Below are 12,083 nucleotides of genomic sequence, written 5' to 3' on the forward strand. Positions count from 1 at the left end.
TACTTAGCTGTTGATTTGGTTCGATTATAAAAATAGACATTGGTATACCCAACAGTTCAGATAGCTCTATAATTTAAAATGCAATGCAATAGTGCGCTATAAAATAGGGAAAATATATATGACTGTTTCGAAAAAAAAGGTGCCCTCAACACAGCAGGCTGCTACTGAACAAGTTGATGGTGTTGTAGAGCAGCAACCACAAGCTCAACAAGTGACATGTGGTCTAATTATGCCGATATCTACAAATGAGAGTGGTTCTGCAGAACATTGGCGCCAAGTGAGGGAGATTATTTGTGCTGCACTAATAGAGACAGATCTCAACGTTAAAATGGTTAGTGAGTCTGATGAGGTAAATGTAATACACAACAATATTGTAACTAATGTATATGCCAATGATATCGTCATTTGTGATGTTAGTTCTAGAAATCCAAATGTAATGTTTGAACTTGGTATGAGACTTGCCTTTGATAAACCAGTTGTAATTATAAAAGATCGAGAAACGCCATATACTTTTGATGTTGGAAACATATATCATATCGAATACCCAAGGTCATTGAATTACATTGAAATTCTAGAGTTTCAAAAAGAACTAAAAGAAAAAACACTAATGACTCTTGATGCTTCTCAGCAACCTAATTATTCTCCATTTTTGAGCAATTATAAGATAAAGAAACTCGTAGGAATAGAAGTTGAGTTTGTTGGAAAGGAAGAGTTTATGATGTCCTCATTAAAGGAAATTATGGGAGAGCTCAAGAAGCTGAGTCGAAACAATTCAGTTATTAATGATGTGGATTCGATATCCGAACGTAAAACGTATAAAAATGATGAACCATCAGCTGGTCTGATCAATCTGGTTTTGGAAGATCTCTATTCCTCATTGTATTTTGGCGGAACTAATGTAAATCTTAAAGATAAGAGCTCTATATCTACGCATTGTTTCGATGAGTTAAATAAACGCCACCCTAATATGTCTGACAAATTGAAAGTGGATATAGTTAATAGAATTATACGTAGACTTGAAGTCTAATCATAAAGGCAAGCTATGGGGAAGAAATAGCTTGCCTTTTTCAATAAGTTAGCTCAATGAGATGTTGCTCCAATTATAATATCTGTCAGATGGTCCCTCAGACTTATTTTTATGATATTCAGTCGGGAAGTTATCCAAAGCATATTTGATTTTTTTTAATTCAAAAGGCACTGAGACATAATATGAGTTTTTCAGGATTGGTGGGGTTTTACCTGTAGAACCATTTGCTTTGTCTATATTGACTGCAATTATTGGTAAGTCAAGCTTTTGGGCTATTTCTATTTCCCATCGAACATACTTATGTAGGTTTTTAGTTTTCTCACCAACAAGAACTATTACTTGCTTTGTATTTGACATCCGTTCTCTTAACTTTCTTTTAATTTGTTCTTCAGATGCTAGAGGAGTTAGATTATTAAATAAATGTGCGTTATGAAAATCAAAGTCAACTTTCTCATTTTCTTTCCACGCAGTCATTAATCGATAATAATGCATATCCGTGTCAGCATCAAAAATTATATATGTCTTATTGCGATAGCTCATCTTGTTTCCTCTTTAAAGTGATTGGGAATTGAATTGCTTATGATTATTGTTAGAAATATGAATGTGTTGACAGCCTGACTAATTAAAATAAATCTACCTCTGTTATTGATGGCATCAAAACCATCATGAGAAAAAGTTAACGCATTAGATACACTCAAATACAAAGCATTAATATGGCTGACTATGTTGTTTGGCCATGAAAAATATGCTGCAAAGTGGACTTCATAAAGATAGGCATAAGCAGTAATATAATATGCAATCGCAAGGATAGTATTCATGAATCGCCTGTTCATGGTAACCCTTGTTAGTAGCTGTAAATGTGGACTACCCCAAACATGATAATAAAAGTATGTAAATAAGTTAGTTACTATTAAATACCATGCAAAATATGAGGTATCAATTTTGAATGATATTGTATGTAATTCTATTTCGACATACTCATCAATATAGAACCATAGCCAAAATAATGTTGCCCACTTAAATATCTGATAAAAATCAATTGCGAAATTACAATATTTTTTTATCTCATTTGAGGTTGGGGAACCTGTCTCCCTATAATTATATAGGCATATTGATGTCGCTACTTTTTTAAAGTACTCAACAAGGTTTAAATACTTTAAAATCTTTATCACATTGTTAACGAGTGGATAAATAAAACCGTCATTCATTTTTAATACTCAAAGTTTTTGTCTATAGTGCGATAACTCAGTGTTGGGTGTCAAATGATGATGAGTGAGCACTATATATTTCCTTTCATTTATGTGAGCAAAAATCATTTTGAAAGGTTATTACGGGTTAGTGGTTGGTTGCTCACAGGAAGGAGGACTCGTAGCCAGTGAGGCTATGGAGAGTTACAGTCCTAGTAACCCTCATCTTCAACTCTTCCATGTATGAAGTTTCAACAGGTAAACATTGTTCATAACCATTGATAACTGTATAAAAACACAGTTCTTCAATGGAAGTGGAATACGTGTGAGAGAGCAGTGGTTGGGGACGGTGTCGATGTGTGGACCGCAAGTAGCGGTGAGCGCCTTCCAGTATAAGGATGGACGATGAGCATCAAATCTACACCTGAGGGTTACTTGGTCGATATCCGCCCGCAGGGGAGGGACGGTAAGCGGATCCGCAAGCGCTTCAAGACCAAGTCCGAGGCTCAGCAGTTCGAGCGCTGGGTGATCGCCACTGAACACAACAAAGAGTGGATTGAGCGCCCGGCAGATAACCGGACGCTCTCCGAGCTCATCGAACTCTGGTGGCGCTACCACGGCCAGACGCTGAAGTCGGGAGTAAATGCCATTACCCGACTGCGCAAACTGGATGCCGCGTTGGGCTATCCCCAGGCCCGGCAAATAAACCGCCTGTTGTTTGCTGAGTATCGGGCGCAACGTCTGCAAGCGGGGTGCCAGCCCAGTACGCTCAACTGGGAGCAGGATAGGCTCAGCGGCGTCTTTTCGGTGTTGATCGCATTGGGGCACTACCACAACGAGCACCCGCTTAAAGGGTTGAAAAAGGTCAAACAGGTAGACCGAGCTATGGGGTATCTCACCCATGAGGAGATTGGTCGCCTGCTGACAGCATTGACTGGTGACAACCTGAAAGTGGTCAAGTTGTGTTTGGCCACCGGTGCCCGCTGGAGCGAGGCGACAGGACTGCGGCGGGATGATGTGATTGCCAGCCGGGTTACCTACATCAACACCAAGAACGGCAAGAATCGGACCGTGCCCATCTCGGCCGCACTGGCGAAGGAGATCACCCAGGGTATTCACCGTGGCCTGTTATTCAAAGACGTTGACTATCTGCTGGTGCGTGACGTGATCAAGCAAGTTGCCCCAGATCTGCCAGCAGGACAGGCGGTGCATGTGCTGCGCCATACGTTCGCTTCTCACTTCATGATGGCGGGTGGCAATATCCTGGCCCTACAAAAAATTCTTGGGCATCAGAACATTCATCAGACGATGACCTATGCCCACTTTGCACCGGATTATCTCAATGACGCGGTCCGCTTTAACCCGCTGGAAAACCATCTTCAACCAGCTTGATCTTCCCCGAGAATGGGCCGAAAAAAGTGTCCACATTTTGCCAATTTTGGTGTCTTTTCACGTCCCAAAGTGTCCCCTTATGTGGCACCTAACTCCTTGATATTAATATAACTCGTTGAAATTAAAGAAATAAAGATGGCAGCCGAGGCTGCCATTTTTATCGAACGGTTATTTCGTGTCGGTTTAGGAGATCTTGCGATCCTGATCCGGCTCGAACTGATGGCCCGATTTCTCCCGCTCCAAGTTCTCTTCGGAGCGTTTGCCCACCCAGTAATCGGCGTTCTTGATGCCGAGCTTCTCCGGGTGGAATACGGGGTCAATACCTTGTGCCTGCTGCGCTTCATAATCCTTCAGACAGGTGAAGGCGGTCTTTTGCAGCAGCAGAATGGCTATGATGTTGAGCCATGCCATCAGGCCGACTCCGATATCACCCATGCCCCACGCCAGATCTGCCGTCTTGACGGTGCCGTAGACAGTGGCAGCCATCAGCGCAATCTTCAGCAAGAAGGTGAGCCAGGGGCGATTTATCTTGCGGTTGATGTAGGCGATGTTGGTTTCGGCGATGTAGTAGTAGGCAACGATGGTGGTGAACGCGAAGAAGAACAGCGCGATAGCCACGAAAATGCTGCCAAAGCCCGGCATCATGCTCTCCATAGCGGTCTGCACATAGCCCGGGCCTGCTGCGATACCGGCAATACCCGTGTAGATGGCGGCGCCGTCCGGCCCTTGTACGTTATAGAGACCGGTGATCAGCAGCATAAAGCCGGTGGCGGAGCAGACGAACAGGGTGTCGATATAGACGGAGAACGCCTGCACCAGACCCTGCTTGGCCGGGTGACTCACTGCCGCAGCAGAGGAGGCGTGCGGCCCGGTACCCTGACCCGCTTCGTTGGAGTAGACCCCGCGCTTCACGCCCCACATGATGGCCAGACCCAGAATGGCACCGAAACCGGCATCCAGACCGAAGGCGCTCTTCCAGATCAGCAGGATCACGCCCGGCAGCTGGCCGATATTGAGGGCGATGATGACGCAAGCCACGATGATGTAGCCCAGCGCCATAAAGGGCACCACGGTACTGGCGAAGCTGGCGATACGCTTGACGCCGCCGAAGATAATAAAGCCGAGCAGCAGCGCCAGACCGGCGGCTGTGACGTTCGGATCGATATTAAAGGCGGTCTGCAGGCTTGAACCGATGGAGTTGGCCTGCACCCCCGGCAGCAGCACGCCGCAGGCGAAGACGGTAGCGATGGCGAAGGTCCAGGCGTACCACTTCATGCCAAGTCCTTTCTCGATGTAGAAGGCCGGGCCGCCGCGGTATTCACCGTTGATCTTCTCTTTGTAAACCTGACCCAGGGTGGACTCCACGAAAGCAGAGCTGGCGCCGAGGAAGGCAACCATCCACATCCAGAACAGGGCGCCCGGGCCACCGAAGGTGATGGCGGTGGCCACACCGGCGATGTTACCGGTACCCACACGACCGGCCAGGGTCATGGCCAGCGCCTGGAAGGAGGAGACACCGGCATCGGTGCTCTTGCCATCAAACATCAGGCGCACCATCTCTTTGATATGACGCAGTTGCAAAAAACGGGTGCGCAGGGAGAAGTAAAGACCGACCCCCAGACACAGGTAGATGAGCGCAGGGCTCCAGATTACACCATTGATGGCATTGACGATTTCATTCATGTACAACAACTCCTTTGTTGTGTTTGTGGCGCTGTCTTGGCGAGATCTTGGCCTCGCTCTCTGTCACAGTTAGGGGCTCATTTGTTAACAGTCTGAGGTAAGCAAACGAGGGTGGCTCCGAGTGGTTTGGCAGGGCGCAAACCCGCGCCATGCATGGGAGGTAACATATCGAGTTGCATCCATTCTTCCCAGCTAAAAATGTTGTCTTGTTGCAAATTTGTGAATTGACAAGGGTGGGGGGATAATGGCAGGCAGCGTTTTCTATGAGTAAAGATGAGATCCTCCTTGTTGATCTGCGCCAGACAATGTGACGGGCGTAACACAATGGAAAGCAAACATGAGGCCAACAATGAAAAATGATCCTGAGACGTTGACGATCCGTCCCCCTGAGGCCGACGACGGGAGCGCCATCGCCCACCTGTTCAGCCAATTGGGGTATCCTGCCGAAGGCGCTGACGTGACGGCGCGCCTGTTGGCGCCGGATCCCGCGAGCGTTGTGCTGCTCGCCTCCCTGGCCGACAGAGTGGTCGGTGTGCTGGTGTGGCACAAACTGGCACCGCTGCATGTTGCACCAGCTTGGGGCCTGATCTCGGCGCTGGTTGTCGATGAAGGGGCAAGAGGGGCGGGAGTGGGCGCAGCCCTGCTCAAGGGCGCCGAAGCGATAGCGCGGGCCGCAGGTTGCGCCCAGCTGGAGCTATCCAGTAGCCTCAAGCGCGAGGCGGCCCACCGTTTCTATCTGGCGCAGGATTATCAGGAGCGGCCGAAACGGTTCGTCAAACTGTTGTAACCTGTTTTTTGCATCAAAAGAAGGAGTAGGCGTGCTGGGATGGTTCAAATGGCTGGGTGGTCGCCCGCAAACGCCCATGAGTGAGGATGAGTTGGCGCTGTGGCGTCAGGCGCTGGCGGCTGTGCCCATCTTGCAAGGGCTCAGCGACACCGAGCAGACAATGCTTATCGGCTTGGGGCAACAGCTGCTCAAGCGCAAGACCCTGAGCCTGATCGGGGTCGAGCTCAGCCGCCGTCAACAGGCGGTGCTGGCGCTGCAGGCGGCGTTGCCTATTCTGCACCTCGGCCTTGACTGGTATCGCGGCTTTCACGAAATCATCATCATTCCCGAGCCCGTGACCCGGCGTCAGGAAGTACAGGATGAGTTCGGGCTGGTGAGCGAGTTTGAAGAGGAGAACGCTGGCGAATCCTGGCCGCAAGGGCCGCTGGTGCTGGCCTGGAGCGAACTGCAGCAGGATGGCGACTGGGACGGCTTTAATCTGGTGATCCACGAGCTGGCCCACAAACTCGATATGCTGGGTGGTGAGGCGGACGGTGCGCCGCCGTTGCCGGGGCAGATGAGCAGCCTGCTGTGGCAACAGGCCTTTCAGAGCGCCTTCGATGCGCTCTGCCAGCAGCTTGATCGGGACGAGGTAACCGCTATCGATCCCTATGCGGCCGAACATCCTGCCGAATTTTTTGCCGTCAGTTGCGAGTGTTTCTTTACCGATCCGCTGCGGCTGCAGCAGGTCTATCCCGCGGTATACTGGCAACTGAGCCAGTTCTTTAGCCAGGATCCCGCACTGCGTTTCCCCGCGACCCGCTTGCTGGCGGGGGAGGTGGACGCCAAGTCACTTGGCTGATAACCGATCTGTTGAACGGTTATTCGAGATAGCAAAAAGGCACCCAAGGGTGCCTTTTTCACAATCTGAATGGCTTGCCTATCAGGCAGCGGCTTTCAGCTGTATGGCGGCGGCTTTCTTGTGATCGCCGATCGGCATCACGGTACGGCCGAACTGCTCGTTGATCACGGTGGCCATGGCCAGGTAGATGGCGCTGGCGCCACAGATGATGCCTTCGAAACCGGCGATGGTGCCGATCAGGGTGCTGCCGGTGAAGTCACGGGCGGCCAGCAGGAAGAACAGTACGGTCAGGGAGGCGAACACGAACTGCTTGGCGCGCGGGTAGTTGATGGTGCCAACCAGCATGAACAGGGTGAACATGCCCCACATCAGCAGATACCAACCCATGTAGGCGTGCGGAGTAGCTTCGGCCAGACCCATGGTCGGCATGATCAGCAGAAACACCAAGCTCAGCCAGAACAGGCCGTAGGAGGTGAACGCGGTCACACCGAAGGTGTTGCCACGCTTGTACTCCATGATGCCAGCGATGATCTGGGCGATGCCGCCGTAGCACAGGCCCATGGCCAGGATCATGGCGCTGATGGGGAAGAAACCTGCGTTATGGATGTTCAGCAGGATGGTGGTCATACCGAAACCCATCAGACCCAGAGGGGCAGGGTTGGCCAATTTTTCGCTCACGTGGCGTTCTCCAAAAATAGAGGTGGGGGTTAACAAAAGACGCGCGATTTTAGGCAGGCTGTGGCGCGCCCGCAAGGGGGCAAGGGGGATAAATCGTAAAAAAACTACGTGATTATTTGCATCAGAGGCCAAATGCTCACCAAGACAGGCTGTTTGGTGAGCAAAAGGTGTCAAAATAGTTGAGGGGTTGTATTTTTATTACGCATTTGCGCAGTGCGGCGGCCTTACTGGTCCAGTGTCAGGATCACTTTGGCTTCCTTGTCCTCTTCCTTGACCTGGCTGTCGAGCACGAACAGCCGCTCCGGGGCGATCCCCTGGCTGTCGACCAGAAACTCCTTGGTATTTTGCGCCCGGCGCATGGCGAGATTGCGCAGGGATTTGGCGGTGATGAGCTGCTGATCCCGCAGCAGGATCACCGCCTGGGCCCGCAGTGCCGCGCTCTCTTCATCCAGATGGAGTCGATCGGCCAGATCATCCAGATCTTCGCCAAAGCGCTCTTCATAGGCTTGGGCCAGCGCCTCTTGCAGGGCGGGGTCCTGTTCCAGCAGGTCGAGATCCGCCTGATTGCCGGTGAGCTTGGCCAGTACCCGTTCCAGCTTTTGCCGTTGCAGGATGGGGCGCTCCTCGTTGAAGTTGACCTTGCCGCGAATGTTCATGCTGAGCTTGGGTCTATCCTTGAGGGCCTGCGCCAGCTTGACCAGTTTCTCCTGCTGGGTGGGGGTGAGATCGGGATCCCCCGGCAGGAAGGGCAGCTCGTCGAGATCTTCGGTGCCATCGGCCAGTGAGGCGAGCAGGGAGAAGGGGGAGGTGATCGCCTTGCTCAGGGTGTTGCCCAGCACATCCCAGAAGATATTGCCGATGCTGAAGTCCGGTTGATCGAGATCCCCCTTCACCTTGAGGTTCATCTGTATCACCCCGTTGGCATCGCTCAACAGGGCGATGGCCAGCCCCAGCGGCAGATCCTTGGCCTGATCGCTCTTGATCTTCTCGCCCAGTTGCAGCTTCTTGATGGTGATGTCGTTATCCCCCTCCAGCCGGTTGCCCTCCAGCTTGTAGTGCAGCTTCATGGAGAGCTGCCCCTTGTCGATGGCATAACCGGCATAGGTGCCCGAATAGGGGGTAAAGGTGGTGAGCTCCAGATTGTGGAAAGCGACCGCGATGTCGAGGATCGGGTTGGCGACCAGCAGGTTGGTACCGCCGCGAATGGTCACCGGTGCATAGCGATCCACCTTGCCGTTGAAGGCGAGATCGGAGCGTTGCCCCGGAATATTGCTGATATGGCGACTTTGGCCGCCCAGCGAGGCGATATCGGCCACAAAATCCTGACTCAGACTGCGATCAGCAAAGCGCAGGTTGCCCTGCTCGGTGCGCAGCTGATCGATGGTGAAACGAAAGTCGGGAGCCTTGCTGCCTGCCGCCGCTTGAGTGCTGTTGGCTGCCGCCGGTTGCGGTAACAGCAGCTGTTGCAAGTTGGTGGTGCCATCCTCGTTGATCTCGATGCGGGCGAAGGGCTTGTTCAGGGCAATGTCCTTGATCCGCATCTGCTGGCTGATGCCGTCGTACGTCAGACCGGTGAGAGCCAGGGTGTTGAACTCCAGCAGCCGCTGATTGTCTGCCCGATCGACCACCTTGAGCCCGTTGATATCGAGCCCCCCTTGCAGGGTCAGCTTGCTAAGATCTCCCTGGGCGGTGGTGGCGAGATCAAGGCGGGTCTTGCTGCTCAGCAGCCCGTTTTGCACCTTGATGCGTACCAGATCGGCCAGATAGGGTTGCGCCAGCGTGAGGGGCAGCCCCTGCTGGTTGATGTCGCCGCTTAAGGTGAAAGGAGTCAGGGTCAGTTGGCCATCAAAGGCGAGGGGGCTGCTCTGGTTGAAGTGGGTGGCCAGAGTTAGTTTGCTCGGTTGCTCCCCCTTGCTCCCCAGTGGCCCCAGCGCCAGCTTGAGGCCGGAGAGCTGGCGTGCCTGCGGTTTGCCGCTGCTCGATTCGGTGAGAGTGAGATCGCCCTTGTCGATAAGGATCTGCTTGATCTGCCACTGCCAGGGTTTGTCTGGCGCATGTTTCTTGCCGTTACCGGCTGTCTTTGCTTGTTGTGCCGACTTGGGCGCCGCATTGTTGGCCACCTCGTTTGTGACGTGGGCCCCTTTGACGGGCTTGGCGGGGGCCTGTTCAATCAGCAAGTCAGCCAGATCCAGCTCCTGCTGTGGGTTGAGGGTGGCCTTGATCAGGGGTTGTTGCATGGTGATCTTGCCGATCTGGAGCGACTGTTTCTGGCCATCGACAGCCAGATCGCTAAGAGCCAGCTGGCCGAAGCGGGCAAACTCGTCGCCCTTGAGTTTTTTAAGCTGCCAGTTGTCCAGGGTCAGCTTGCCTTTGGACAATTGCCACTGCACCCCTTGCTTGCCCTCTTTGAGCTGGTACTCCACCTCCGCATTAGCGTGGCCCTTGGCCAGATCCAGCTTGAGATAGGGTGCCCAGAGCGGGGCGAAGGGTTTCAGCTCGACCAGCTTGAGGCTCACCTTGCCCTGACCCATGCCGCTCATCACATCGAGCTTGCCGTGAGCGGCGAGGCTGCTTTTGCCGTTGATGGCGGCACTCAGCTGATAGGCAGTCGGATGGTTTGCCTTGGTGCGCAGGTTATCGAGCTTGATGGTCACTTTTTCCATATAGAGAGGCGGCAACCAGCCGGGTTCGCTCTCCTTGCGTTGATCCTGATAGCGCACATGCCCATCAGTGACAGCGATGCTGGCGATGTCGACCAGTAGCGGGGCGCTGGCTGTCTCGGGCTCGGGGGAGGGGGCAGAAGTGAGCACGGTCGCCAGCGCATCGGTCAGATTGAGTCGAACATCCCCCTTTTTGTCTGCCAGCCGTTGCAGCAGCACTACGGGTTTGATCAGGGTGACGGCGGAAAGCACGACCCCTTTCTGCTGCCAGCTGGCTTGTAGGTCGGGGGTGATAAAGAGCTGCTCAAAACGGATGATAGGTTGCTGTTTGGCATCGAGCAGGGCAGTCGCGCCGAGGGTAAGAGAAGGGGTGCGCAGTCCAACATCAATCTCCCCCAGCGTCAGTTGCAGGCCGTAGTGCTCGGCCAGCCAGCCTGGCAGATAGCGTTGGATCAGACGGGGGGTCTGCCACAGCAGCAGTGTGATCAGGATAAGAAGCAGCAGGAAAGCGTAGGCAAGGTAGCGCAGAAAGCGGGGTTTGTGGGACGCTGGCTCGGTAGTGTTCATTTGGTGCACTCCCATTTGGTTCCCACCATGGTACAGAAAAGCTGGATAGTAATCATGGGGTTGCGTACTGTTGTACGCCGTACTTTGTCCAAAGGCGATCCAGTTCACCCTTTTGTTGCAGGGCTGCCAGCCATTGTTCCAGCTGGGCAGGAGTAATGGGTGCCGCAGGGTGAAGAATGGCGCGGTGTTGATACTGTTGATCCCATTTTTTCGAGATCAGCAGCTGGTTGGCTGTGTCGGGATGGGCCAGCAGATACTGGTTAAGGTAGGAAACGTTGAGAATGGCTACCTCGCCACGCCCTTTGAGCAGGGCTTGCAGGGCGCTGATGTTGTCCTTGACCAGGGTGATATTGAGCTTGCGCTGCAGGTAGAGAGGATCGGCATTGAACTGGCCGACGCCGTAGTGGTAGCCGGTCACCCCGATAAGATGATGCCGAGAGGGGTCATCGAAAAAGCGCTGATCTCGGCCCGTTTTGTTCAGGGCCACATAGACCTCACCACCACCGAGAAAGGGGGCTGTCATTTTGAATTTATCTGTGTCCCAGCCCCACTTGGTGTCTTCAAAAAGCATCAGCGAGAAACGGCCCAGATCGAGCGCCTTGTAACGGTTGGCGGCCGAGGTGGGAACAAACACGAATCTTACCTCTTGCTGGATCTCGTTTAGCTTGGCGATGAGGTCCAGCGTCAGCCCTTCATAGCGGGAATCGGGGAGTTTGACCACAAAGGGGGCATAGGGGTATCCACCAACCTTGATGAGGGGATGGCTCCAGCCAGAGAGGCTGAACAAGAGCAAAAACCAGCACCAATATCTCATGGGATCCCCAGGGCAATAGCTTGCTCCCAGATTCGGTTAATCTGCGCCAGTTTTCAAGCTGTTAAGGGAATTAACACAGCGCTGTTCGGCGGCTTCCAGCTCGGCCATCACCATCTGGATATCCTCCAGTTGTTGGCGCAGTGCGTCGCGCTTTTCATAGATCAGCTGGATCATGGAGTGGAGCTGGGTTTTGCTCGATTTGTCGGTGTCGTACATATCGAACAGCTCGCGGATCTCGGCCAGGCTAAACCCCAGCCGTTTGCCGCGCAGGGTCAATTTGAGCCGGATCTTGTCCCGGTGGCTGTAGATGCGGGTTTGCCCCTCCCGCAGCGGGGTGAGCAGCCCCTCATCCTCGTAGTAGCGGATGGTGCGCGGCGTGACATCGAATTCGTGGGCCAGCTCCGAAATGCTGTAGGTGATCTCCTTGCCGGGCAGGGAACGGGACAT

Annotated in this window: 11 protein-coding genes; 4 read left to right on the plus strand and 7 right to left on the minus strand. The window is 52.8% G+C overall.

The features are described from left to right. Positions 1 to 118 precede the first annotated feature (118 nt). Complete coding sequence (locus G5533_RS01945; RefSeq protein WP_441254363.1) at positions 119 to 1,027, plus strand: hypothetical protein; 909 nt, start codon at positions 119 to 121, stop codon at positions 1,025 to 1,027. 48 nt (positions 1,028 to 1,075) lie between these two features. Here the strand turns inward: G5533_RS01945 and G5533_RS01950 are convergent, their stop codons facing one another. Beyond that, positions 1,076 to 1,567: a TIR domain-containing protein gene (locus tag G5533_RS01950; protein WP_441254364.1), complete on the minus strand. Its 492-nt coding sequence runs from the start codon at positions 1,565 to 1,567 to the stop codon at positions 1,076 to 1,078. Then, complete coding sequence (locus G5533_RS01955) at positions 1,564 to 1,845, minus strand: hypothetical protein (protein ID WP_441254365.1); 282 nt, start codon at positions 1,843 to 1,845, stop codon at positions 1,564 to 1,566. The genes G5533_RS01950 and G5533_RS01955 overlap by 4 nt, the downstream gene beginning before the upstream one ends. Positions 1,846 to 2,619: 774 nt before the next feature. Between G5533_RS01955 and G5533_RS01960 the strand changes: the two genes are divergently transcribed. Continuing rightward, the gene (locus tag G5533_RS01960) at positions 2,620 to 3,606 is read left to right on the plus strand and encodes a phage integrase (RefSeq protein ID WP_441254366.1); all 987 of its coding nucleotides are present in this window, start codon (positions 2,620 to 2,622) and stop codon (positions 3,604 to 3,606) included. Between the two features lie 183 nt (positions 3,607 to 3,789). Here the strand turns inward: G5533_RS01960 and G5533_RS01965 are convergent, their stop codons facing one another. Further along, the gene (locus G5533_RS01965) at positions 3,790 to 5,289 is read right to left on the minus strand and encodes an alanine/glycine:cation symporter family protein (protein WP_421352235.1); all 1,500 of its coding nucleotides are present in this window, start codon (positions 5,287 to 5,289) and stop codon (positions 3,790 to 3,792) included. A gap of 349 nt (positions 5,290 to 5,638) precedes the next feature. On the opposite strand from G5533_RS01965, the gene G5533_RS01970 reads away from it, so the two are divergent. Then, positions 5,639 to 6,076, plus strand: a complete 438-nt coding sequence (locus G5533_RS01970; RefSeq protein WP_204483368.1) for a GNAT family N-acetyltransferase — start codon at positions 5,639 to 5,641, stop codon at positions 6,074 to 6,076. Between the two features lie 76 nt (positions 6,077 to 6,152). Beyond that, entirely contained in the window at positions 6,153 to 6,917 is a 765-nt protein-coding gene (locus tag G5533_RS01975; protein ID WP_441254431.1) for a zinc-dependent peptidase, read from the plus strand. An 81-nt stretch (positions 6,918 to 6,998) separates the two neighbouring features. Here the strand turns inward: G5533_RS01975 and G5533_RS01980 are convergent, their stop codons facing one another. The 4 genes from G5533_RS01980 to G5533_RS01995 form a co-directional block, all read right to left on the minus strand. Further along, the gene (locus G5533_RS01980) at positions 6,999 to 7,595 is read right to left on the minus strand and encodes an acetate uptake transporter (protein ID WP_441254367.1); all 597 of its coding nucleotides are present in this window, start codon (positions 7,593 to 7,595) and stop codon (positions 6,999 to 7,001) included. Positions 7,596 to 7,819: 224 nt separating this feature from the next. After that, the gene (locus G5533_RS01985) at positions 7,820 to 10,822 is read right to left on the minus strand and encodes a DUF748 domain-containing protein (RefSeq protein ID WP_441254368.1); all 3,003 of its coding nucleotides are present in this window, start codon (positions 10,820 to 10,822) and stop codon (positions 7,820 to 7,822) included. Between the two features lie 52 nt (positions 10,823 to 10,874). Next, the gene (locus G5533_RS01990; RefSeq protein ID WP_441254369.1) at positions 10,875 to 11,636 is read right to left on the minus strand and encodes a substrate-binding periplasmic protein; all 762 of its coding nucleotides are present in this window, start codon (positions 11,634 to 11,636) and stop codon (positions 10,875 to 10,877) included. Positions 11,637 to 11,672: 36 nt separating this feature from the next. Then, positions 11,673 to 12,083: a MerR family transcriptional regulator gene (locus G5533_RS01995; protein WP_421309719.1), complete on the minus strand. Its 411-nt coding sequence runs from the start codon at positions 12,081 to 12,083 to the stop codon at positions 11,673 to 11,675.

It is taken from the genome of Aeromonas sp. A600620, from assembly GCF_029479985.1.
Lineage (GTDB): Bacteria > Pseudomonadota > Gammaproteobacteria > Enterobacterales > Aeromonadaceae > Aeromonas > Aeromonas veronii_A.

Coding starts and splice junctions, on each gene's coding strand:
- G5533_RS01945 (WP_441254363.1), top strand. CDS start 119: ATGACTGTTTCGAAAAAAAAGGTGCCCTCAACACAGCAGGCTGCTACT.
- G5533_RS01955 (WP_441254365.1), bottom strand. CDS start 1,845: ATGAATACTATCCTTGCGATTGCATATTATATTACTGCTTATGCCTAT.
- G5533_RS01990 (WP_441254369.1), bottom strand. CDS start 11,636: ATGAGATATTGGTGCTGGTTTTTGCTCTTGTTCAGCCTCTCTGGCTGG.
- G5533_RS01965 (WP_421352235.1), bottom strand. CDS start 5,289: ATGAATGAAATCGTCAATGCCATCAATGGTGTAATCTGGAGCCCTGCG.
- G5533_RS01950 (WP_441254364.1), bottom strand. CDS start 1,567: ATGAGCTATCGCAATAAGACATATATAATTTTTGATGCTGACACGGAT.
- G5533_RS01970 (WP_204483368.1), top strand. CDS start 5,639: ATGAAAAATGATCCTGAGACGTTGACGATCCGTCCCCCTGAGGCCGAC.
- G5533_RS01960 (WP_441254366.1), top strand. CDS start 2,620: ATGAGCATCAAATCTACACCTGAGGGTTACTTGGTCGATATCCGCCCG.
- G5533_RS01985 (WP_441254368.1), bottom strand. CDS start 10,822: ATGAACACTACCGAGCCAGCGTCCCACAAACCCCGCTTTCTGCGCTAC.
- G5533_RS01995 (WP_421309719.1), bottom strand. CDS start 12,083: ATGTCCCGTTCCCTGCCCGGCAAGGAGATCACCTACAGCATTTCGGAG.
- G5533_RS01975 (WP_441254431.1), top strand. CDS start 6,153: ATGAGTGAGGATGAGTTGGCGCTGTGGCGTCAGGCGCTGGCGGCTGTG.